This window comes from Roseixanthobacter pseudopolyaromaticivorans (genome assembly GCF_043195145.2).
Lineage (GTDB): Bacteria > Pseudomonadota > Alphaproteobacteria > Rhizobiales > Xanthobacteraceae > NCEH01.
In genome coordinates this window covers 4,386,935-4,410,901 of record NZ_CM195539.1, presented here as the reverse complement: position 1 = coordinate 4,410,901, position 23,967 = coordinate 4,386,935, and the positions used below count along the sequence as shown (strand labels likewise).

Sequence of the window (23,967 nt, the reverse complement as noted above, 5' to 3'; positions counted from 1 at the left end):
GGGCAAGTCCCTAGAGGGGGCGGTCGCGCAGTCGCTTGGCCATGGCCTGGACGGCGCGGAACTGGTCGGTGTCCACGATCTCCGCCACCGCGCGGTCGCGCTGGGAGATGTCGATACGCAGCCGGTGTACTTCGGCGGAGAGGGCCTCATTGCTGGCGGCGAGACTGCGGTTGTCCTTCTCCAGCAGCGCCTGCGCCTGCTTGAGGGCGGCGAGGGTTTCCTCAAGGTGCAGTTCGCGCGCTTCCACGCGCACGATCATCATGCCGAAGGCCTCCGCGAGCCGGCGCACGGTGTCGGGCAGCGCGCCGTCGCCGGTCATGGCGAGCAGCACGTCCACATCCTCGTAGCGGCCGCCGGAAATGGCCTCGCACAGCGATCGCAGCTGATCGAGCGCCAGGGTTTCGCTGTCGTGCTCAGCCATGCTGGGTTCCGCCGCTCCCTTCCCGCTCGGCATGATCGAAGCCGCGACGTGCGGGAAAGCTAAGATGTAGCATCGAAAAATGACAGTGGCGTTTTTTAGCGCAGCATCCTGGCGCCGCCGACGACGCTCCACACCCGTCTCCCGCAGCGCAGCAACCGGCGACCCGCCCAAAAGGTGACGTGTGCCATAATGCCGCAGATTTCGGCTTGTTTCGGGCCGTGCGCGAGCAGATGGCGACGAGGCCGGAAGGCCGTAAGCGTGCGGGCATACGGGAAAACCCGTAGGCCGCCGCGGCGGGGATTTTTTGCTGCTCCGCCACAGCTCGCTCGCCGCCCTCGACCCCCGCCCCCGTGCGCTCGCTGACATGGCCAAACCGACATATTGTTCTAGTCATTCGTGCATAGGTTCGCGCCGCGCGGGGGATCACACCCCTCGGCGAGAGGCCTGCGCGTGCGCGCGGGCCGGATCAGCGGCGTGGGGACGACAATGGCGGCGGTGGATCTCAAATCATTGATTCTGCGCTTGGACGAGGTGTGCCGCGCGACCTTGGAAAGCGCTGCGGGCTTCGCCCTCATGCGCACGCACTACAATGTCGAGGTCGAGCATTGGATCGCCAAGCTGGCCGGCGAGGCCGACGCCGATTTCATCGCCGTGCTCAATCATTACGGGGTCGAGCAGGGCCGCCTCGCCGCCGATCTCAACCGCGCCCTCGACAAGATGAAGACCGGCAATGCCCGCCCGCCCGGCCTCGCGCCCGACGTGGTGGACCTCGCCAAGCAAGCCTGGCTGCTCGCCTCGCTCGACCAGGGCCAGTCGCGGGTGCGCTCGGGCCACCTCCTGTGGGCGATGGTGGCCGACGACGCGCTCGCGCGCCGCACCTATGAGATTTCCGACCAGTTCCGCCGCATCCCCGCCGACGCGCTGAAGCGCGACCTCGCTGGCCTCACCATGACCACGGGCGAGGCCAATTCCGTGGCCCGCACCGCGCAGGCGAGCGACGGTGGCGGCAACGACATGGCCCTGCCGCGCGGCAAGGGCGCACTCGACCAGTTCACCATCGACCTCACGGCCCAGGCGCGCGCCGGCAAGATCGACCCGATCCTCGGCCGCGACGAGGAAATCCGCCAGATCATCGACATCCTGTCGCGCCGCCGGCAGAACAATCCCATCCTCACGGGCGAGGCCGGCGTCGGCAAGACGGCGGTCGTGGAGGGCTTCGCCCTGCGCATCGCCGCCGGCGACGTGCCGCCCGCCCTCAAGGACGTGGCCTTGCGCACGCTCGATCTCGGACTGCTGCAGGCCGGCGCCGGCATGAAGGGCGAATTCGAGAACCGCCTGCGCTCGGTGATCGACGAGACCAAGGCGAGCCCCACGCCCATCATCCTGTTCATCGACGAGGCGCATACCCTGGTGGGCGCTGGCGGCGCGGCGGGGCAGGGGGATGCAGCCAATCTCCTGAAGCCGGCGCTGGCGCGCGGCGAATTGCGCACCATCGCCGCCACCACCTGGGCCGAATACAAGAAATATTTCGAGAAGGACGCCGCCCTCACCCGGCGCTTCCAGGTGGTGAAGGTGGAGGAGCCGAGCGAGCCCACCGCCATGGCCATGATCCGCGGCCTCGTCTCGACCCTGGAGCTGTACCACAAGGTGCGCATCCTCGATGAGGCGGTGGGCGATGCGGTGCGCCTTTCCGCCCGCTACATCCCGGCCCGCCAGCTGCCGGACAAGGCGGTCTCCCTGCTCGATACCGCCTGCTCGCGCGTGGCGGTGAGCCAGAGCACCATCCCGGCGCCGGTGGAGGATCGCCAGCGCAAGATCTCGCTGATCGACACCGAACTCGGCATCCTGGAGCGTGAGACCCGCTCCGGCGGCGAGCATTCCGCCCGTGCCGCGGAACTTCAGGCCGAGCGCGACATCGCCACCGCTGAACTTGCCGCGCTGGAACAGCGCTGGGCCGAGGAAAAGGCGCTGGTGGCGGAGTTCGAGGCCCTGCGGGCAAAATTGGAAGATCCCGCTTTGCTGGACGACAAGGACGTGCTGCGCGCCGCCCTCCAGGACGCGGTGGCGCGCCTCAAAGCGGTGCAGGGCGAGCAGCCGCTGGTGTTCCCGGTGGTGGACGGGCAGGCGGTGGCCGAGATCGTGCAGAGCTGGACCGGCATTCCCGCCGGCCGCATGCAGTCCAACGAGATCCGCACCGTCCTCGCCCTCAAGGATGCGATGGAAAAGCGCATCATCGGCCAGTCGCACGCGCTGGAGGCGGTGGCGCAGGCGATCCGCACCTCGCGCGCCAAGCTCACCGATCCGCGCAAGCCGGTGGGCGTGTTTCTGATGGTCGGCCTCTCCGGCACCGGCAAGACCGAGACCGCGCTGACGCTGGCGGACCTGCTCTATGGCGGCGAGCAGAACCTCACCACCATCAATATGAGCGAGTTCAAGGAAGAGCATAAGGTGAGCCTGCTCATGGGCTCGCCCCCCGGCTATGTGGGCTATGGCGAAGGCGGCATCCTCACCGAGGCGGTGCGCCGCAAGCCCTATTCCGTGGTGCTGCTGGACGAGATGGAAAAGGCCCATCCCGGCGTCCAGGACGTGTTCTACCAGGTGTTCGACAAGGGCAATATGAAGGACGGCGAAGGCCGCGACATCGACTTCAAGAACACCATCATCATCATGACGTCGAATGCCTGCACGGACCTTCTGGCGAAGCTGTGCGCCGACCCGGAGACCATGCCGGAGCCGGCGGTTCTCGCCGAGGCGCTGCGGCCGGAGCTGATGAAATATTTCAAGCCGGCCTTCCTCGGCCGCGTGACGCTGGTGCCCTATCTGCCGCTCACCGACGCCACCATCCGCACCATCGTCGGCCTGCAGCTCGGGCGCATCGCCAAGCGCGTGCGCGAGGCCTACAAGGCCGAGTTCGCCTATGCCCCCGAGCTGGTGGAGACCATCGCCGCCCGCTGCACGGAAAGCTCCTCGGGTGCGCGCAACGTGGAGAACATCCTCTCGCGCACGCTGCTGCCGGAAATGTCCGCGCGGGTGCTGGAAAAGCTCACCGAGGGTACGCCCATCACCCGTATCCAGGTCGGCCTCGGGGAAGACGGACATTTCACCTATGACGTCGCCTGAGCGCCATTGGCTCTTCTTGCGGCCGGCGTGCGCGCCGGCCCTGCGGAGGCGTGCCTGATGCCCCCCGCCGCGCGCATGGGCGACCAGGTGCTGCAAACCGCGCCCCATTGCCATGCGCCCATGCATCCGCCGGCGCCGGTGCCCACCCCGGTGCCTCATCCCGCCACGCCGCTGGCGATCATGAAAGGGTGCTCCACGGTGCTGATCGGCAATATGCCCGCCGCGCGCCTCACCGATACCACCATGCCCTGCATGCTCATCGGCTGCGTGCCGGGCGGGCCGGGCATGATCATGAAGGGGTCCGCAACGGTGCTGATCGGCAGCTTGCCGGCCGCGCGGGTCGGCGATTCCTCCTTGCATTCCAGCTGCGTCGCGCCGATTCCAAGCCCCAGCGGAAGCATCCTTCCGCCGGGCTGCCCGACCGTCATCATCGGCGGCTGATCTCCATGCGCCATGCCCATTTCGAGGCGCTTCAGCCGATCTGCCCCGCGTGCCAGCGCCGTGGCATCGAGGCGCCGCTTCTGCTCGCGCCGGGCGCGCTGGAGGATGCCGCCGGGGTGAGTTCCGGCCTGCTGCGCTGCCCGGAGCTGGATTGCGGCATTGCCTATCCCATCATCGACGGCGCGCCGATCCTGGTGCCGGATCTCGCCGCATGGCTCGCCGCCAACGGCCACCTGCTGCTGCAGCGCCATGAGCTGCCGGATCCGGTGGAAACCGTGGTGGCGGCCGCGCTCGGGCCGGATGCGGCGTTCAACGTCATCCGCACCCAGCAGGCGAGCTACGCCCACGACCATTACGGCGATCTGGAGGAGGAGGGCGGCTCGGCCGCCGTGTTCGGACCGCCGCCGGTCGCGCCCGCGCCGCCGTCGCCCACACTGCTTTCGCCCGGCGCGGTGCGGCGGACCCTCGCCGCGGCGTTGGCGCAATTGCCGGCGGTGAACGGGCCGGTGCTCGACATCGGCTGCGCCGTGGGCCGCACTTCGTTCGACCTTGCCGCCGCCACACCCGGGCTCGTTCTCGGCATCGATCTGAACTGGCCGCTGCTGTCCATCGGCCGGGGCATCATCGATCGCGCGCTATTGTCCTATCCGCACCGCCGCCTCGGCATGCGGTTCGAGCGCCGCCGCCATGCGGTCTCCTTCGCCGGCAGCGAGCGGGTAGATTTCTGGATCGCCGATGCCCTCGCCCTGCCGTTCCGCGCGCAGACGTTCGATCTTGCGGTGGCGATGAATGTGATCGACTGCGTGAGCGCGCCGCCCCGGCTGATCGCCGAGATGGCGCGGATCCTGATGCGCGGGGGCGGAGCGGCGATCGCAACGCCGTTCGACTGGAGCAGCCAGGTCACCCCGCCGGAGGCGTGGGTGGACGGGCCGGCGGCCCTGGACACGCTGCTGGCGCAGATCGGCGCCCAGGCCCGCCAGGCGGGTTTCGGGGCCCTGGTGCAGACCGGACCCTCGCTCGATCTGGACTGGCAGGTGCGCCTGCACGACCGTGCTGCGATGCACTACGCGGTTCATCTTCTGACAGCTTTACTGGACTGATTTGGAATTTCAGGAGTACGGCTAAGCTGGTTGTACGACTGTCAATAATGGGTGCTACAGCCAAGCCTCGATGATCTCCGCAGCCGCGCCGATCATGGGTAAAACAGGGAAACCCCCACCATGGCCATCTACGTGAATTACGACGGTATTCCGGGTGAGGCCACCCAGCAGGACCACACCAAGTGGATCGACGTGCTGTCGCTCTCCTGGGGCGTCGGCCGCGGCATCGCCACCGTCTCCGGCTCGACCAACAATCGCGAGGCGTCCGAGCCGTCGGTGAGCGAAGTGTCGATCGTCAAGATGTTCGATTCCTCTTCGCCCAAGCTGTTCACGGAATCCTGCACCGGCAACACCGGCAAGACGGTGAAGATCGACCTCACCACCACCGGCAGCCCCGGCGTGACCTATTGCACCTACACGCTGACCAATGCGCTGATCTCCTCCTATTCGGTCTCTTCCGGCGGCGACCGCCCGACGGAATCGATCTCGATCTCCTTCACCAAGCTCGAGTTCAAATTCACGCCCTACGACGACACCAACAAGGCCGGCACCCCGGTCACCGTGTCGTACGACATGGCCACCACCAAGACCTCCTGATCCGACCTGGAACTCGGGTCGGCGCGGCGCGCCGGCCCGGGGGCTCGCGCTTGTCAGGGACCGGGCGGATGCTGCGCGGCCGGCCCATTGAGCCTGCCGCTGCGCCCGTGGTTTTTCGAAGGGGGACGTCATGGATATCAAAGAGTTCACAAAGCTCATCGAATCGACCGTGGCGGCGGCAGGTGGCGCCGATACCCTCGCGGCATGCATGACGAAGCCGGCGGGAACCCTGGTGGCCCAGTACGGCCCCCTCACCGACAAGATCATGAAGGACAAGGCCGTCGCCAAGGCGCTCGAGCTTTACGACGAGCATATGGTGCGGGTGCCGAACCAGCAGTTCGCCAACGCGCTCGCGGAACTTGCGCTGGTGGTCAACGGACTGCCGGCGCAGGCGACCACCGGCGCGACCACAGCCATGGGCGCGCTCGTGTACCAGACCCAGCGCTTCGATGCGAACCTAAGCGCCGTGCTGGCCGGCGTGAAGCCGCCGCCGGCGGGCATGATGGGCGTGCTGCTGGCGGTGATGGATACCTCGATCACCGCCGGCCTCGCCTTCGTGCCGGTGGCGGGCCCGTTCCTGGTTCCACTCTCGCAGGGCCTCGGCAGCGCCATCGGCTTCGGCATCAATGCCGGCATCCAGCGCGCAGCGGATGACCCCGCGCTTCTGTTCAACACCGGCAACGCCCAGCAGAAGGCCGACCAGAAGACGGCTATTTCCGGCAGCTCGGACGTCAATTCCGCGCAGAACCGCTCGGATGCCGCCGGGAATGCCGGCAAGGCGATCAGCAGCGGCGTTTCCAACGCTTTCGGCGCCTTCGACAAGGAAAGCACCATCGGCCAGCTGGCGGCGCAGAAGGGCATCGCCAGCCTCGTCGCCACCGGCATCGGCATGTTGGTGAAGCGCAATGAGGAATCGGTTCTGAAGAACCCCGATTCCACCAGCGGGCGTGCCTTCACCAATGTCATGATGGGGCAGGTCCAGTCGCAGAACCAGTCGGTGGCGGTGGAGATCAACAGCCTCAACAAGATCAATCTCAAGCTGCCGGACGTGCTGCGCCCGACCGCCGACCGCACGAAATTCTATCTGGACGAAAAGAAGTCGCTGGGCGATTTCCGGACCAAGACCCAGGAAATGTTCATCGCCTTCTACAAGCTGATCAGCCAGGTGATTTCGGCCGGATTGCGCGAATCCTTCAAGAGCTCGACCGATAAGATCGATCGCCCGCTCACCAACGAGCAGAAGATCGCGCTGCTTATCCTCGGTTATTTCTATGCGAAGCGCTGGGATAAGGGCGCCCAGATTGCGACCCGGACCACCGACCTCCAGCGTCTGGGCATCGAGAAGAGCGATATCGAAACGAGCATCCAGAGGAATACCGGCGATCTGGGCAATGCGCAGGGCATTGATCGCGGTCCGATCGAGGACAGGATCAGCCAACTCAATCTTGATCTGCGCACCAAGGAAGGCCAGATCGCTTCGATTCAGCAGGAAATGGCCCAGCTGATGTCGAAGAAGAACACGCTGACAGCGGTTCACACCTTCTGGCAGCAGGCGGGGAACCAGGACGACGCCCTGATGGCGACCAGTTTCGCCACCTATCAGAAAGCGAGCACCGCGCTCAGCAAGAAGAACTTCCTCGGTGCCGCCTTCACGACCTCCGACATCTCCATCGACAAGCTCGACCAGGTGAAGGCGGCCTCGAAGGAATATTTCAGTGCCCTGAAGGACGCCCTCGTGTCGGACATTTCGACCGCCATGAACAAGGGCAACGAAGGGATCATGAACGACAAAGACATGGTCGAGATGTGGAAGGTCTATATCGGCGCCAACCTCATCATCAATCAGACGCTGCGGGATGCGAAGCTGAAGGAAACCAGCAAGCTCACGCGCTTCTCGCGCGCCATCACACCCACCACCGACGCCACGTCCATCGACAGCCGCTACATCCAGATGCTGGAAGACGCCGGCTTCATCGAGCGTTATGTCGGCACCTTCGGCGTGGTGACGAAGGCGAAGAAGGCGACGCTGGCCGCGACCGGCCGACTGCGCTGGTCGGTAAGCCCGAGCAATACCGAGCGCGCGATGGTCATTGCATTCTGCACCGTGGTGGCCTTCTCATTGGACGTCGGCAAGATTTCGTTGGGCTTCTGCAGTTGGAAGGAAACAAAGCTTGCCCTCAATGAGGTCTGCAAGACGATCTCCAACACAGCGGTCAAATGATTTGACCTCCGGCCTCATTCAGAAAGGCTGGAGTTCAATTTTTCCCAACCGGTTAAAATAGCAGGAGGGCAGCAATGGCCATTTATGTAAATTACGACGGCATTCCGGGCGAAGCCACGCAGCAGGACCACACCAAGTGGATCGACGTGCTGTCGCTCTCGTGGGGCGTCGGCCGCGGCATCGCCACCGTTTCCGGCTCCACCAACAATCGCGAAGCCTCCGAGCCGTCCGTGAGCGAAGTGTCGATCGTCAAGATGTTCGACTCCTCCTCGCCCAAGCTGTTCACGGAAGCCTGCACCGGCAACACCGGCAAGACGGTGAAGATCGACCTCACCACCACCGGCAGCCCCGGCGTGACCTATTGCACCTACACGCTGACCAATGCCCTGATCTCGTCCTATTCGGTCTCCTCCGGCGGCGACCGCCCGACGGAATCGATCTCGATCTCCTTCACCAAGCTCGAGTTCAAATTCACGCCCTACGACGACACCAACAAGGCCGGCACCCCGGTCACCGTGTCGTACGACATGGCCACCACCAAGACCTCCTGATCCGAGGCGGTACCGGGGTCGGCGCGGGTGCGCCGGCCCCTCGCTTCCAGCCGGGATGCGGGGCGCGCGCCATCGCATTCCGGCTTTGCCGGTTCCGGCATCACGCTACACTGTGCCGCGCTAAACTTGCGCCGCGGGACGCCAATCGGGCCTCGCGCGCCACGGGACCTGACCCATGAGTACCGAAGCGCCGGTGCAGACCGATCGCCTGCTGACCCTCACCACCCCGCTTGGCGGCGACGTGCTCATCGCCACGGCGTTTTCGGGGAAGGAGGGCCTGTCGCAGCTGTTCCGCTTCACCCTCTCCATGGTGTCCACCAACACCGCGATCACCCCGGACAGCCTGCTGGGCAAGCCGATCACCGTCGCCATCGCGCGGCCCGGCGCCGATCCGCGCTACATCAACGGCATCGTGATTTCCTTCATGGCCGCCGATAAGACCGTGGACGGCATGCGCCGCTACGAGGCGGTGCTGGCGCCGAAATTCTGGCTGCTCACCCGCACGGCGGACTGCCGCATCTTCCAGAACCAGAGCGTCACGCAGATCGCCGATACGCTGTTCTCGGACGGCGGCATCACCGATTATCAGAAGCAGGGGCTCACCGGCTCGCATCCGGCGCGCGACTATTGCGTGCAATATCGCGAGACCGATTTCGATTTCCTCACCCGGCTGTTCGCGGAAGAGGGCATCTATTATTATTTTCAGCACACCAACGGAAAGCACACGCTGATCCTCAGCGACAGCACCGCCGGATACACAGATTGCGCCGACAAGAGCGTGCAGCATGCCCAGCCGCAGAGCGGCGAGACGGTGGCGGTACAGCACTGGGAATCGACCTATCATTTCGAATCCGGCAAGACGACGTTGGACGATTATAATTTCGAGCAGCCGACCACCGATCTCACCTCCACCACCTCCACAGTGCTCACCAATTCGGCCTTCAAGTCCTGGGAAATCTATGATTATCCCGGCGACTATACGAAGAAGGACGATGGCACCTCCCTGTCGCGGGTGCGCATGGAAGCGGTGGAAGCGACCTATTCGGTGGTGCGCGGGGAGGCGACATACGCCTCGTTCCAGGCGGGCTCCAAATTCACCATGGCCAAGCACGAAGTCGCCGCGGAGCAGGGCAAGCCCTATGTGCTCTCAACCGTCACCCACGAGGCGCGCGATCCCACCCACATCGGCAACCAGACCAAGGACGTGGTCTATGCCAACAGCTTCACCGCCCTGCCGGCGAGCGTGGCCTATCGCCCGCCGCCGGTGACGCGCCGCCCGCTGATCCCTGGTCCCCATACCGCCACCGTGGTCGGCCCCTCGGGCGAAGAGATCTATTGCGACAAGTACGGGCGCGTGCGGGTGCAGTTCCATTGGGACCGGCTCGGCACCAATGACGAGAAGAGCTCGTGCTGGATCCGCGTATCGCAGGGCATGGCGGGCAACAGCTGGGGCGCCCTGTTCACGCCGCGCGTCGGCATGGAAGTGGTGGTGAGCTTCCTGGAAGGCGATCCCGACCGGCCGCTGATCACCGGCTGCGTCTACAACGCCACCAACATGCCGCCCTATACGCAGCCCGACAACAAGACCCAGAGCGGGCTGAAGACGCGCTCCACCACCGGGGGCGACGCCACCACCTTCAACGAGCTGCGCTTCGACGACAAGAAGGGCGCCGAGCTGATCTACATGCACGCGCAGAAGGACCAGACGCGCGACGTGGAGAATGACGACACGCTGAACGTGAAGCACGACCAGATCATCACCATCACCAACAATCGCACCGAGACCGTGTCCGAGGGCAATGAAACGGTCACGGTCTCCAAGGGCGACCGGGCGGTGACGATCACCACCGGCAACGAGGATCTGACGGTCTCGAAGGGCAACCAGACCCTCACCGTCTCCCAGGGGAATTCCACCACCACGGTCAGCCAGGGCAACCATGCCCTGACGGTCTCGCAAGGCAATTCGACCACCGACATCAGCCAGGGCAACCAGACCGTGACGCTCGGATCGGGCAATGCGACGCTGAAGTGCAACGGCGGCAGCATCACCTTGCAGGCGGCGCAGACCATCACGCTCAAGGTGGGGAGCAATTCCATCACCATCAGCCAGAGCGGCGTTGCCATCAGCGCGACGCAGGTCACGATTTCCGGCACCGCGAAGGTTGCGGTCAGCGGGCCGATGGTGTCGGTAAACGGCAGCGGCACGGTGCAGGTCCAGGGCGGCCTGGTCACGATCAATTAGGGGGGCGAACATGGAACTCGGTTTTCTCCCCAAGCTGCGCTATGCGCTGGCGGACCATCTCACGGCGCAGATCGAGCCGAGCGCGGAGGCGCAGGCGCTGCTGACGCCGGGCCTCACCGCCGCCGGCTTCATCCAGGCGCTCGCCGATGCGGAGCTCACCACCGAGGCGCTGCGATTCCTGGCGCTGGGCCTGCCGCGGCGCGAGGCGGTGTGGTGGGCCTGCGCGGCGCGCCAGCGCTTCCTGCCCGGTGACCTGCCGGAGAAGGAAACCACCGCCTGGAACGCGGCGGAGGCCTGGGTCTACCAGCCCACCGAGGCGAACCGGCGGGCCGCCTATCGCCCGGCCGAGGCGCTGAAGTTCGAGACCGCGGGGGCCTATGCCGCGCTCGGCACCTTCTGGTCGGGCGGCAGCCTCGCGCCGCCGGAATCGGTGCTGGTGGTGCCGCCCGGCGATGCCCTGACGGGCAGCGCGATCGGCGCGTCCCTGCTGCTGTGCTGCGTGCCCGGTCCGGCCAAGACCATCGGCGAACGCCATGCGGCGGCATTGATGATCGGCGCGGATATCGCCAATGGTGGCAGCGGACAGTCGGCCACCTGAAGGAGCACATGAGGAGCATGGCACCGAGCCTTCGCCTGACCATCGTCGACCCGGCCAACCTGCCGCTGCACGAGCGCACCCGCAGCGTCACGCAGGGGCCGTTTCGCATCGGCCGCGTGGACGATAACGACTGGGTCATCGAGGACCCGGCGCGGCTCATGTCCCGTCACCATTGCACCATCGACCTGAAGGGCGGCGTGTTCGTGGTGATCGACACCTCGGTCAACGGCCTGTTCGTCAACAGCGCCGAGCAGCCGCTCGGGCGCGGCAATTCCGTGATCCTGAACGACGGCGACCTGCTGCATCTCGCCAGCGTCACCCTTCAGGCCAGCCTCCAGGATGCGGAGGCACAGCGCGACCCGTTCCTGGCGATCCTGCCCGGCGCCGCCGGCGCCCGTCCTGCCCCGCCGTCGGCCGCCGATCCGTTCGCGGATGCCCCGCAGATCGCGCTGGACAATGCCTTCTCGTCCTATTCGCCCACTTCGCTCCTGCCCTGGACCGAAGATCCGCCCGCCCACTTGCCGGACCCCCTGTTCGCCACCAGCCCGTGGCAGAACGCAACCGAGCCGGACCACGTGCCGGCCGAACTCCAGGCGCTGGGCGCCGTCACGCCGGTGAACACGCATATTCCCGAAAGCTGGGAGGAGGAGGTGCTGGGGCTGGCATCGCACCAGAGCCCGGCCTTCGGCGCTCCGAGCCCCACTGCCGGGGTGCCGGGCAGGAGCGCGCCGGCCGCCGAGCCGACCTTGCCGCGTGCGACCGTGCTCGCCTTGGTGGAGGCGCTCGCGCGCATCTGCGAGGCGGCCGATGCCCAGAGCGGCGAGGATATTCTGGCGGGGACCGCGGAAGACGCGGTGGTGCGTCTCGCGGCGCTGGACCCGGAATGGGCCGGCCTCTCCCTGGTCAGCCTGTCGGTGCGGATCGCCGGCCAGTTGCGGGCGGAGCGCGACGTCTCGCGCGGGCCCGCACCCCATGCCGAATTGCCGCCGGACGCGTGGGAGCCCCCAGATCCCGAGGCCCCGTACCGCCGACCCTTTGACGGAGACGACACGCGATGAACACCAACGGCAAGGTCGTCTGGTCCGAGGGCATGTTTCTGCGCGCCCAGCACTTCCAGCAGCAGGACCGCTATCTGGAGCGCCTGGTGCGGCTGCGGGTGGAGGGGCTCTGCCCATTCCCGTGGGGTCTGCGGGCGCTGTCCATCAATCGCGATCTCCTCGCATTGGGCAAGTTCGCGCTCGACCGCTGCCAGGGCGTGTTCGAGGACGGGACGCCGTTCGATATCCCCGAGGATAACGAGCATCCCGAGCCCATCGACCTGCCGGTGAGCCTGACGGATTCCATCGTCTATCTCTGCATCCCGGTGCGCCAGCGCGGCGCGGCGGACGTGGAGGTGGGCACCATGCGCAATTCCGCTGCCCGCTTCGGCTCGGAAGAGATGGAGGTGGTGGACGAGATCAGCGGCTCCAACAACACCGCCCGCATCCGCACCGCGAAGCTGCGGCTCCAGCTGCTGCTGCACAATCAGGACCGCAGCGGCTTCCATTGCCTCGGCCTGGCGCGGGTGGCGGAGGTGGGGGCGGACCGCAAGGTGCGGCTTGACCCCAATTATATCCCGCCCTTCCTCGACGCCGCCGCCTCGCCAGGGCTGTCCGGCTTTCTCAACGAATTGACGGCGATGCTGCACCATCGCGGCGAGGCGTTGGCGCCGCGCGTGACCGGCTCCGACAGCCATGGCGTCGCCGAGATCGCCGATTTCCTGATGCTTCAGGTGATCAACCGGGCGGAGCCGCATCTGGCCCATCTGGCGCGGCTCTCGGGCCTGCATCCTGAACGGCTCTATGCCACTTTCCTGGAGCTGGCCGGGGAATTGTCCACCTTCACCGCGATGCAGAAGCGGCCACGCGATTTCGCGGTCTACCGCCACGACAATCTCGAAGAGACGTTCGAGCCGGTGATGGTGGAATTGCGCCGCTCTCTCAGCGCGGTGCTGGAGCAGAGCGCGGTGCAGATTCCGCTGCAGGATCGCAAATACGGCATTCGCGTCGGCACGATCCAGGACCGCACCCTGATCTCGGGCGCGAATTTCGTGCTGGTGGTGAAGGCGGAGATGCCCGGCGAGACGATCCGCCGGTCGCTGCCGGCCCTCATCAAGATCGGCCCGGTGGAGCAGATCCGCGAACTCGTGAACGTCCAGCTTCCTGGCATCAGGGTAAGGCCGCTGGCGCTCGCGCCGCGCCAGATTCCCTACAATGCCGGCGCGGTTTACTTCGAATTGGAGCCGGCCAGTCCACTTTGGAAGCAATTAGCGGTTTCGGGCGGTATCGCCGTCCATCTCGCGGGCGATTTTCCCGGCGTGCATATGGAGATGTGGGCGATCCGCAATTAAGGTTAAGCGGAGCTTTAGGGGCCTAGTCATCCGATCGCAACAAGAAACCAGCACAAGGTCCGCTAACACGAGGTACCATGAGCTAAGCTGGAAAATGATCGCATGAACCGCAACGGACCGAGCGAAGGAGATATGGATGACACCATTTTCGCTCGTCCTGCTGTTGCCGCGCGCCAGCTTGGATCTGTGGTCGCCGCGCCTGCCGACGGCAGCGTAAAAGCGCAGCCGGCCCCGCCGCCGGGGCGGGCCCGGGCGGCGCCTGCACAGGGCTTCGCCTCGCCCTTCGATCAGACCCGACCCGCTCCCGCCGCCCCGCCGCCCGCGCAAAGCCCCGCCGCATCCGGCACGCGCGGCGCCGATGCCCGCGCGGCGCCGCGCAAGGGACCGCCCGCCGGCACCGAGCGATCCGACGCGCTCTATGCGGCCTTCGACGTCTATCGCGACAATCCCAGCCTCGGGCTCGCCGCGCCGATCTTCGATCTGCTCGCCAGCGTCGAGGCGACCACGCAGACACCCGACATCGAATGGCTGCACCAGACCCTGGTGCAGGGGCTTCAGGATTTCGAGGCCCAGGCGACCGCCAACGGCCTCAATTCCCAGCAGGTGCGCATCACCTTGTACGCCCTCGCCGCGACCGTGGACGACGGGGTGCTGAAGACCAATTGGGGCAAGGACAGCTTCTGGTCCTCGAAGAGCATGATCTCCATGTTCTTCCGCGAGACCTGGGGCGGCGAGCGCTTCTTCGCCCTGCTCAACCAGATGATGGCGGCGCCGCAACCGGTGCTGAAGGAAATCGAATTCTTCTATTATTGCCTGGAGTTCGGCTTCGAGGGCAAATATCGCCTCGCTGCCAACGGGGCGGGCGAACTCGCGCATCTGTGCGAGGAGATCTTCCAGATCCTGCGCAGCGCCCAGGGGCCGGTGAAGACCGACCTCTCGCCCAAATGGCGCGGCGTCAGCGTCGAGCAGAACCAGCTGCGCGACCTGCTGCCGATCTGGATCGGCGGCGCGGTGCTCGGCACGCTGTTGGTGGCCGCCTTCGTCGCGCTCGCCGCGGTTCTGCGGCACGACAGCAGCCTCGCGGTGGAGAAGGTTTCGGCTTTGCTCGCCGCCCCCGCGCCGCATGTGGCGAAGCCGCCGATCCCGGTCGCGGCGCCGCCTGCCCAGCCGGCACCAGCCCCAGCGCCCGCGGCGCCCCCCAAGCCGGCGGTGCCGGCGCCCGATCCCTACCAGATCATTTCCACCTTCCTCGGGCCCGAGCAGAAGGCCGGCGTGCTGCAGGTGATGAAGCAGGACAACAAGGTGGTGATCCGCACCGTGGGCGAGGTGTTCGCGACCGCCAGCACCGGCATTCGTGCGCAATTCACCGACGTGATCAAGCATATCGGGCAGGCGCTGATGAAGACCCCGGGCTCGATCGAAGTGATCGGCTATAGCGACAACGTGCCGATCAATACCGCGACCTATCCCAACAACCAGGTTCTTTCCCAGGCGCGGGCCGGCCGGGTGGCGGATTTCCTCGCCGCCGAAATGGGCAGCCCGGCGCGGCTCAGCGCCACCGGGCGCGGCTCGTCCGATCCCATCGCGTCCAATGCGACGCCCGAAGGCCGGCAGGCCAACCGGCGCGTCGAAATCGTGCTGACCCCCCAATAGCGCCCCGCAAAGCCCAGGTGAGGCGACAAGATCCATGGTGAAAATGCTGACATCGCGCGCGTTCTGGCGCTGGGTGGTGCTGATCGTGGTGGCCGCCCTGGTCGCTGCGGCCATCTGGTTCCTTGGCCCGCTGCTCAGCATCGGCGGGGATGCCCCGCTGGCCGATGCGACGCCGCGCGTGCTGGCGGTGTTGGTGCTGGTGCTGATCTGCGTGCTGATCGTCCTGAGCTGGCGGCAGCATCCGCCCGCGCCCGCCGCAGCCGGGGCGCCGCAGGACAAGAAGGGCATCATCCCCGCGGGCGTCGTGCCCGCCCATGACGAGCAGGTCGAAGCGCAGACGAGCGCCATGGCTGACGGCATGCAACGCGCCCTCGGCGTCTTGCGCCGCATGCGCCTGTCCCATCGCTGGGGCCGCTCCTACGCCTACCAGCTGCCCTGGTATCTCGTGACCGGGACCGCCGGAGCCGGCAAGACCTCGCTGATCCGCCGCTCGGGCCTGCGCTTTCCGGTGACCGACCGCCGCGACGGGGCAGGCGGGCAGATCGCGGCCGGCAACAGCTGCGCCTTTTTCTTTAGCGACGCCGCCGTGCTGGTGGATACCCAGGGGCCGTTTCGCGGCGACGGGGTTGCCTCCGGCAGCGACCGGCAGGTGTGGAACAATTTCATCGGCCTGCTGAAGAAGCATCGCCCCCGCCAGCCGATCAACGGCGTCATCCTGACCCTCAGCCTGGAAGATCTGGAGAATTGGAGCGAGACCGAGCGCCTGACCCATGGCGCCGACATCCGCCAGCAATTGGTGGGATTGCAGACGAAGCTCAAGGTCCGCTTTCCCATCTATGTGGTCATCACCAAAGCGGACCGCATTCCCGGCTTCCATGCGTTCTTCGACGGCATCACCGCGGAAGAGCGCAACCGCGTGTTCGGCCTCACCTTCCCGCTGTGCGACGAGAACGGCCTCACCGCCGACGGCGAGACCATGTTCGCCTTCCTCAACCGCGAATACGACAACCTGCTGCAATGGCAGTTGCCGCGCGTGCTGAACCGGGTGAACACCGAGGCGGACACGGAACGGCGCTTCGACACCTTCATGTTCCTGCCCTATCTGGCGGCGCTGAAGCCGGCGATCTGCGATCTGCTGGAAGATATGTTCAAGCCCAGCGGATACGACCGCCCGCTGCTGCTGCGCGGCCTGTACCTGACCAGCGCCGATGCCGAGGATGCCGCGAGCGAGAGCCCCTACCGCCTGATCCCGCAGGAGCGTCCGGAAGGCGGGACCGCGGTGGTGGAGCGCCGCCGCACGGGTTTCTTCATCCATGACGCGCTGGAAAAAGTGATCTTCGGCGAGGCGGGGCTGGTGGGCGTGGATGCCGAGCTGAAGCGGCGCCAGAAGCGCATGCTGTGGGGAGTGACCGCGCTCGCCACCTGTTTTGCCGCCGGCATCGCGGTGTGGTGGGCCACCAGCTTCTTCGGCAATCGCGAATTGATCGAGCGGGTGGACCGGGCGGCCCACCAAGCGAAGGTGGTGATCGCACCGTTCAGCAACAGCACCGGCGTCAAGCCGGGCGATGACGGGGACCTCTCGGCCACCATCCCCGCCCTTACCACCCTCGCGGCCATGCCGACCGGGTGGAACGAGCGCAACCAGCCCGTGCCGCTGCGCCTGACCGCCGGGCTCAGCCAGACGCCGCGTCTCGCGGCGGCGACCCGCTCGGAATATACCGACGCGCTGGAAACCCTGTTTCTGCCGCGCCTCGATCTGCGCCTGCAACGGCAGATCGATGCCAACATGCACAAGCCCAGCGCACTCTACGGGGCGCTGATGGTCTATCTGATGTTCGGCGGCGTTTCGCCCATCGACAAGGACCTGGTGATCGCCTGGATGCGGCAGGACTGGGCCACCGCCTATCCCGGCCCGGCCCAGGCGCCGCTACGCGCTGCGCTGGTCACCCAGCTGACCAATCTGCTGCAGGCCGGCTTTCCCAAGCTCGATCTGAACGCCAATCTCGTGGCCCGCGCCCGCGTGGTGCTGAACCAGTATCCCGCCGCCGAACGCGGCCTCGCGATCCTGGAAGACCTGCCGGAAGTGAAGGACCTGACCCCGTGGACCCTCGCGGAAGCGGCGGGGCCGCTCGCGTCCTATGCGCTGGTACGCCGCTCCGGCAAGTCGCTCTCCGACGGCATCGCGGGCATGTACACGGCGGCCAATTTCTTCACCATCGTGCTGCCCGCCATCTCAAAGGTCGCGGAAGCCCTGGTGCGCGAGGATTGGGTGCGCACGCCCGCCAATCCCAATACCCCCGCTCTGGTGCGCACGGACCAGCTGAAGAAGGACATGCTGTCGCTTTATACCAGCGATTACACCGCCCAATGGGAAGACTTGCTGAGCGACGTGACCATCGCGCCCTTCAGCACGCTTCAGCAGGAAATGGCGGTGCTGCAGGCGCTGATCGGCCCGCCGTCGCCGCTGAAGATGTATCTGACCGCGGTGGCGCAGCAGACCACGCTTGCCCCGCCCGCCAAGCCGACCACGGTACAGAATGCCTCCGCCGCCAAGGCGGAACTGGAAAGCCTGCTGGGCGGCGGGCCCTCTCCTGGCCAACCGGTGACCGACCGCTTCGCCGGGCTGCAGAAATTCGTGGCCGGCACGCCGAGCCCGATCGACGACGTGGTGAAGGCCCTGACGCAGCTGCGCATGGCCATCGGCCCCGCCGCCAGCGCGGGCGATGCCAGCCCCTCGCAGGTGACCGAGCTCACCTCCGGGCCCGCCTTCGCGCAGATCCTCGGTCAGTTGAAGATGAGCACGCTGACCGCGCCGCCGGCGCTGGCGGAATCCATCATGGCCCTGGTGCGGCAGACCTCGACCATCACCAATGCGGGCGTGCGCGAGGACATGAACGCCGCCTGGAAGGCGCAGGTGCTGCCGTTCTGCCAGGTGGCCATCAACGGGCGCTATCCGTTCGAGAATTCGCAGAACGAGGCGACCCTGCCGGACTTCACCCGCATGTTCGCGCCCGGCGGCCTGCTGGAGCAATTCTTCGACAAGCAGCTGAAGCCGTTCGTGGATACCAGCATCGCGCCGTGGAAACTTCTGTCCAACGCCAGCGCGCGGCCCGACATCACGGTCGCCGCGCTCGGTTATTTCGAGCAGGCGGCGCGCATCCGCGCCATGTTCTTCCCCGCTGGCGCCACCGCGCCGCAGCTCAATTTCGACGTCACGCCGACCCGCCTCGATCCCGGCGCCATGCGCGTGAAGCTGGAGATCGACGGCCAGTCGATCATCTATCAATACGGGCCGCCGCAGGCGCTGGCGGTGAAATGGCCCGGCGCCACCGGCATCATGCGCGTGGAGTTCGGCGCGCAGGAAAGCGGCCAGCCCTCTTCGGTCACCGTCAACGGGCCCTGGGCGCTGTTCCGCTTCCTGAACGCGCGCGGCCTCACGCGCATCACCGCGAACCGCTTCTCGTTCAACGTGAACCTCGGCCCGCGCTCGGCCGGCTTCACGCTGGATGCGGCAAGCGTGAACAATCCTTTCCGGCAGAACCCGATGACGGGTTTCAAGTGCCTGCCTTCGCTGGTGCCGTGATGAACGTCATTTCCGGTGTCCAATTGATCCAGCAAACAAATATTGCGCTGTCACAATGGTGTTTTGGTCTGCGGCCTAGCTTCCGGCCGACACATCCGATAGCGTATTGCCCGATGCGACGGCGCGGCGCGCGCACGCATCGACAATCGGGTGCAGCGCATCTAGGGCACGCTCGGTAACCCATGGCCATCGCAACCACCTTCGATCCTGAAGTTCTGCTTCAGCCCATCAGCGAGGAGGCGCCTTGCGGCACCGATCCGCGCGCCGATATTTCCGTGACCTCCCGCTATCTGCGCGTGAAGGACGCCCGCGCCACGGCCCGGCGCGCCGAGCGCGCGAACGATGTCGACAACGACGGCGCACCGCCCCTGCAGGAATGGAGCGACGTGGTCGATCTCTCCGGCGAGATCCTGGCCCAGGAGGGCAAGGATCTCGAGGTCATGGCCTGGATGATCGAGGGCATGGTGCGGGTCGACGGCTATGCCGGACTCTATACCGGCCTCAAGGTGGCGGCCGGGCTGGTTGGCAGGTTCTGGGACGGCATCCATCCCATGCCCGACGAGGACGGCAACGAGGCGCGCCTCGCCCCCTTCATCGGCCTCAACGGCGTGGACGGGCAGGGCACGCTGATCCAGCCGCTGCGCAAGCTGGCGATCACCGCCAGCGATCCGGCCTATGCCTTCTGGCAATATGAGCAGGCCAACGACATCGTCCATATCGCCGACCAGGCCAAGCGCGATGCGCGGCTGGCGGCGGGCGGGCTCACGCTGGAGGCCTTTACCGCCTCCGCGCAGGCGACGCCGGCCTCCTTCTATTCCACCCTCGTGGCGGAGCTCGAAGGCTGCCTGGAGGCCCTGAACGAACTGTCCGATGCGTTCGGCGCCCATGTGGGCCGCGACGCCCCGCCCGCCGGCACCATTCGCGGCGTACTGACCGGCGTGCTCGACGCGGTCAAGATGTTCGCCGCCGACAAGCTCGCGGAGGCCGCTCAGCAGAGCGAAATGCACACCTCCCAGCCCGACGGAGCTGCGGGGGAGGGCGCCGCCGGCGCCGCCCCGGGCGGCAGCGGCACGGCTGCATTCGGCGCGCCCTCGAACCGCGAGGACGCGTTGCGCCAGATCCTGCGCATCGCCGCCTATTTCCGCGAGCATGAGCCGCATTCGCCCATCTCCTACACGCTGGAGGAGATCGTGCGGCGCGGGCGCATGCCCCTTGCCCAGCTTCTGGACGAGCTGATCATCGACCACGATGCCCGGCGGTATTTCTACATCGCCTCCGGCTTGAAGGCACCGGAAGTGGAGAGTTGACCGCATCCGGCCGCCGCGCCGGATGTCGGAGAACGTAACGCTAAAATGCGTAGCCGATAACAAGGGGTTGAAGCGCGATGCCCAGCATTCACGAAAAGCTAAACCGCGTGCGCAAGCCGCGTGTCCACATCACCTACGATGTCGAGACCGAAGGCGCGGTCGTCCAGAAGGAACTGCCCTTCGTTGTCGGCGTGCTCGGCGATTTCTCGGGCGATCCCACCGAGCCGCTGAAGCCGCTCAACGATCGCAAGTTCATCCAGATCGACCGGGACAATTTCGACCAGATCCTGGCGCGCATGACCCCCGGCCTGAAGCTGAAAGTGGACAACACCCTGGCCGACGACGGCAGCCAGATGCTGGTCGAGCTGGGCTTCAAGTCCATGGACGATTTCGACCCCGCCTCCGTGGTGCAGCGCGTGGAACCCCTGCGCAAGCTGATGGAAGCGCGCGACCAGCTGCGCGACCTGCTTTCCAAGGCCGACCGCTCGGAAAATCTCGAAAGCCTCCTTGAGCAGATCCTGACCAAGGAAGAAGATCTGAAGACGCTGAGCAGCCAGCTCGGGCTCGAGACCGAAACCGAAAAGAAGGAAGGCTGAGACCATGGCCGACGTTCAGACCCAAGAGGGCGCTGCCCCGGAAGGTGCCGTCGCCGAAGCCGGCGCGCTGTCCTTCCTCGACCAGGCGATCGCCGCCACCAAGCAGACCGATCCCGACCGCACCGCCGAACTGCTGCGCACCTTCACCCGCGAAGCGCTGTCCGGCACGGTCACCTATTCCAAGAACCTGTCGCAGACCATCAACAATGCCATCCAGGGCATTGACGCGAAGATCTCGACCCAGCTCAACGCCATCATGCATCACCCCGACTTCCAGAAGCTGGAAGGCACGTGGCGCGGCCTGAACTATCTGGTGATGAACTCGGAAACCGGCGCGGGCATGAAGATCCGCGTCATGAACTGCACCAAGAAAGAGCTCTACAAGAGCCTCACCAAATCGTCCGAGTTCGACCAGAGCACGATCTTCAAGAAGATCTATGAGACCGAGTTCGGCAGCCCCGGCGGCGAGCCCTATGGCGCGCTCATCGGCGATTACGAATTCACCAACCATCCCGACGACATCGAGCTGATGACGCAGATGTCCTCGGTGGCCGCGGCCGCCTTCGCTCCGTTCATCGCCGCCGCCAGCCCCAAGCTGTTCGGCTTCGACGACTATACCGAGCTGTCCAAGCCGCGTGACCTCGAGAAGATCTTCGACTCGATCGAATACGCCAAGTGGCGCTCGTTCCGCGACAGCGAGGATTCCCGCTTCCTCACGCTGACCCTGCCGCGCACTCTCGCCCGCCTGCCCTACGGCGCCGACACCAAGCCGGTGGAAGCGTTCGATTATGAGGAGGCGCCGATCGTCAATGGCGTGCCGCGCGCCATGCACCATTCCGACTACACCTGGATGAACTCGGCCTATGTGCTGGGCGTGCGCCTCACCGATGCGTTCGCGCAGCACGGCTGGTGCACCGCCATCCGCGGCGCCGAGGGCGGCGGCAAGGTGGAGAACCTGCCGAGCCACGTGTTCGTCTCCGACGACGGCGACAGCGACCAGCAGTGCCCGACGGAAATCGGCATCACCGATCGCCGCGAGGCCGAACTCTCCAAGCTCGGCTTCCTGCCGCTCTGCCATTACAAGGGCACGGACTATGCCGTGTTCTTCGGTGCGCAGACGGCGCAGAAGCCCAAGAAGTACGACCGCCCCGAGGCAACGGCCAATGCCGCGATCTCGGCGCGCCTGCCTTACATGATGGCCACCTCGCGCTTCGCCCATTATCTGAAGATCATGGGTCGCGACAAGGTCGGCTCCTTCATGGAAGCCAGCGATTGCGAGAAGTGGCTGAACCGCTGGATCATCAACTATGTCAATGGCAATCCCGATGCCGGCCAGGACATGAAGGCCAAGTATCCGCTCGCCGAGGCCAAGGTCGAAGTGCGCGAGATCCCCGGCAAGCCCGGGTCCTACAACGCGGTCGCCTGGCTGCGCCCGTGGCTGCAGATGGAAGAGCTGACCACCTCGCTGCGCATGGTGGCCCGCATCCCGACCGCGTCCTGATCGGATTGAGCGCCACGGGAGGACACCCGTTTGGACTCCCTGGTGGACCAGCCGCACCCGGGCCCGGAGGCATCGCCTTCCGGGCCCGGCCCCATGCCGGGCGCGGTCCGCTCTTCGGACCTCGACCTGCTGGCTCCGTTGCCGCCGCCGCTGCGCCGGCACGCCATCGACATGGCGCTCGGCCGCGCCGATGACGCGCGCCTGACCGCCTTTCTCGCGGAAGACGATCCGCTACGCGCGCTGATCGCCTGGTTCGGCGCGGATCTGGCGCAGATGCCCAAGGGCACGGCGCTTGCGGGCCTGATCGACCGCGACATCGCCTTCCTCGACGAATTGCTCACCGACCAGCTGAATGCGGTGCTGCACAACGAGCGCTTCCGCGCGCTGGAGGCGTCCTGGCGGGGGCTGTCCTATCTCACCACCTGCGCCGCCTCGGCCCAGAAGGTGGTGGTACGGGTGCTCAACGTGTCCTGGAGCGAGGTGTGCGCCGATTTCGACCGCGCCTCGGACTTCGACCAGAGTCATCTGTTCGGCAAGGTCTATAACGAAGAATTCGGCATGCCCGGCGGGCTGCCCTACGGCGTGCTGCTGTGCGACTATCAGGTGCAGCATCGCCCGACCATCGATCATCCCACCGACGACATCGCGGGCCTCGCAGGCCTGGCAGGGGTCGCCGCCGCGGCCTTCGCCCCGGCCATCCTCGGCGCCTCCCCACGCATGCTCGGCCTCGACAGCTTTTCCGAGCTGAGCCATCTGCCGAGCTTGAGCGGATTGTATCGCGGGGCGGAATATGCCCGCTTCGAACGGCTGCGCGGCACCGACGACGTGCGCTTCCTCGGGCTGGTGCTGCCGCGCGTGCTGATGCGCAAGCCCTATACCCAGGACGGCGTCAGCGGCGTCGGCTTCCGCTATCGCGAGGACCTGCGCGGCCTCACGGAGGAGGACATGTGCTGGGGCAGCGCGGTCTATCCCTTCGGCGAAGTCCTGATCCGCGCCTTCGACCTGCACGGCTGGTTCGCCGACATCTGCGGCACGCGGCGCGACGAGATCGACCACGGCCTCGTCACCGGCATCCAGGCGCCGAGCGCGGAAACCGATACGCCGGGAGTGGTGGATCGCTTCGGCAGCGAGCTGGCCATCGCCAACCAGACCGAGGTCGATCTCTGGCAGATGGGCTTCATGACGGTGAACGTCTGCAAGGACACGCCCTATCTGGTGTTCCATTCCAGCCCATCGATCCAGAAGGTGCCGGCGGGTGGGCATTCGGCGGCGAATGTGAATGCGCGCCTCTCTGCCATGCTGCGCTACATCCTGTGCGTCTCGCGCTTCGCCCATTATGCCAAGGTGAAGATCCGCGATCGGATCGGCGCCTACGTCAATGCGGAGGCGTGCGAGCGCGACCTGCAGACGTGGCTGCACTCCTATTGCCTCGGCAATGACGATGCCGGCCCCGACATGAAGGCCCGTTTCCCGCTGCGCGAGGCGAGTGTCGAGGTGAAGGCGGTGCCGAGCCGCCCCGGCACGTTTGCTTGCGTCATGCACCTGCGCCCGCATTTCCAGCTCGACCAGATCTTCACCACCTTCAAGCTCGTAACGGACGTGGCCATCGCCGCGTCGCGCACCGGCTGAACCGACGTCCAGGAGACT

General features: G+C 66.3%; 17 protein-coding genes. 16 read left to right on the top strand and 1 reads right to left on the bottom strand.

What is annotated here, in order from left to right:
• Positions 1-10 precede the first annotated feature (10 nt).
• A complete protein-coding gene (locus tag V5F68_RS20585; RefSeq protein WP_394015523.1) occupies positions 11-421 on the bottom strand; it encodes a hypothetical protein in 411 nt (136 codons plus the stop codon).
• Between the two features lie 486 nt (positions 422-907).
• Between V5F68_RS20585 and tssH the strand changes: the two genes are divergently transcribed.
• From tssH to tssC (V5F68_RS20505), 16 genes are all read left to right on the top strand, one after another.
• Complete coding sequence (gene tssH / locus V5F68_RS20580; protein ID WP_509274718.1) at positions 908-3,541, top strand: type VI secretion system ATPase TssH; 2,634 nt, start codon at positions 908-910, stop codon at positions 3,539-3,541.
• Between the two features lie 57 nt (positions 3,542-3,598).
• Complete coding sequence (locus tag V5F68_RS20575; protein WP_394015525.1) at positions 3,599-3,982, top strand: PAAR domain-containing protein; 384 nt, start codon at positions 3,599-3,601, stop codon at positions 3,980-3,982.
• A gap of 5 nt (positions 3,983-3,987) precedes the next feature.
• Positions 3,988-5,082 (top strand): class I SAM-dependent methyltransferase, encoded by a 1,095-nt coding sequence (locus V5F68_RS20570; RefSeq protein ID WP_394015526.1) that lies wholly within the window; start codon positions 3,988-3,990, stop codon positions 5,080-5,082.
• Positions 5,083-5,202: 120 nt separating this feature from the next.
• The gene (locus V5F68_RS20565; RefSeq protein ID WP_394100494.1) at positions 5,203-5,679 is read left to right on the top strand and encodes an Hcp family type VI secretion system effector; all 477 of its coding nucleotides are present in this window, start codon (positions 5,203-5,205) and stop codon (positions 5,677-5,679) included.
• Positions 5,680-5,809: 130 nt separating this feature from the next.
• A complete protein-coding gene (locus V5F68_RS20560) occupies positions 5,810-7,900 on the top strand; it encodes a hypothetical protein (protein WP_394016423.1) in 2,091 nt (696 codons plus the stop codon).
• A 74-nt stretch (positions 7,901-7,974) separates the two neighbouring features.
• Complete coding sequence (locus tag V5F68_RS20555) at positions 7,975-8,451, top strand: Hcp family type VI secretion system effector (RefSeq protein ID WP_394100495.1); 477 nt, start codon at positions 7,975-7,977, stop codon at positions 8,449-8,451.
• Between the two features lie 175 nt (positions 8,452-8,626).
• A complete protein-coding gene (locus V5F68_RS20550) occupies positions 8,627-10,693 on the top strand; it encodes a type VI secretion system Vgr family protein (RefSeq protein WP_394016367.1) in 2,067 nt (688 codons plus the stop codon).
• A gap of 10 nt (positions 10,694-10,703) precedes the next feature.
• Positions 10,704-11,291 carry a DUF6931 family protein gene (locus V5F68_RS20545; RefSeq protein WP_394016368.1) on the top strand — a complete coding sequence of 196 codons (588 nt, stop codon included), beginning with the start codon at positions 10,704-10,706 and terminating at the stop codon, positions 11,289-11,291.
• Between the two features lie 17 nt (positions 11,292-11,308).
• On the top strand, positions 11,309-12,349 hold the full coding sequence (locus V5F68_RS20540; RefSeq protein ID WP_394016369.1) for an FHA domain-containing protein: 1,041 nt from the start codon (positions 11,309-11,311) through the stop codon (positions 12,347-12,349).
• On the top strand, positions 12,346-13,680 hold the full coding sequence (tssK, locus tag V5F68_RS20535) for a type VI secretion system baseplate subunit TssK (RefSeq protein WP_394016370.1): 1,335 nt from the start codon (positions 12,346-12,348) through the stop codon (positions 13,678-13,680). The genes V5F68_RS20540 and tssK overlap by 4 nt, the downstream gene beginning before the upstream one ends.
• Before the next feature lie 132 nt (positions 13,681-13,812).
• Positions 13,813-15,333, top strand: coding sequence for a type IVB secretion system protein IcmH/DotU (gene icmH / locus V5F68_RS20530; protein ID WP_394016371.1), 1,521 nt, complete (start codon positions 13,813-13,815; stop codon positions 15,331-15,333).
• A gap of 34 nt (positions 15,334-15,367) precedes the next feature.
• Entirely contained in the window at positions 15,368-18,916 is a 3,549-nt protein-coding gene (tssM, locus tag V5F68_RS20525) for a type VI secretion system membrane subunit TssM (RefSeq protein ID WP_394016372.1), read from the top strand.
• 182 nt (positions 18,917-19,098) lie between these two features.
• Positions 19,099-20,223, top strand: coding sequence for a type VI secretion system protein TssA (tssA, locus tag V5F68_RS20520; RefSeq protein ID WP_394016373.1), 1,125 nt, complete (start codon positions 19,099-19,101; stop codon positions 20,221-20,223).
• Positions 20,224-20,300: 77 nt separating this feature from the next.
• Complete coding sequence (tssB, locus tag V5F68_RS20515; RefSeq protein WP_394016374.1) at positions 20,301-20,819, top strand: type VI secretion system contractile sheath small subunit; 519 nt, start codon at positions 20,301-20,303, stop codon at positions 20,817-20,819.
• A 4-nt stretch (positions 20,820-20,823) separates the two neighbouring features.
• On the top strand, positions 20,824-22,320 hold the full coding sequence (tssC, locus tag V5F68_RS20510) for a type VI secretion system contractile sheath large subunit (protein ID WP_394016375.1): 1,497 nt from the start codon (positions 20,824-20,826) through the stop codon (positions 22,318-22,320).
• Between the two features lie 30 nt (positions 22,321-22,350).
• Positions 22,351-23,949: a type VI secretion system contractile sheath large subunit gene (tssC, locus tag V5F68_RS20505; RefSeq protein ID WP_394016376.1), complete on the top strand. Its 1,599-nt coding sequence runs from the start codon at positions 22,351-22,353 to the stop codon at positions 23,947-23,949.
• Positions 23,950-23,967: the final 18 nt, after the last annotated feature.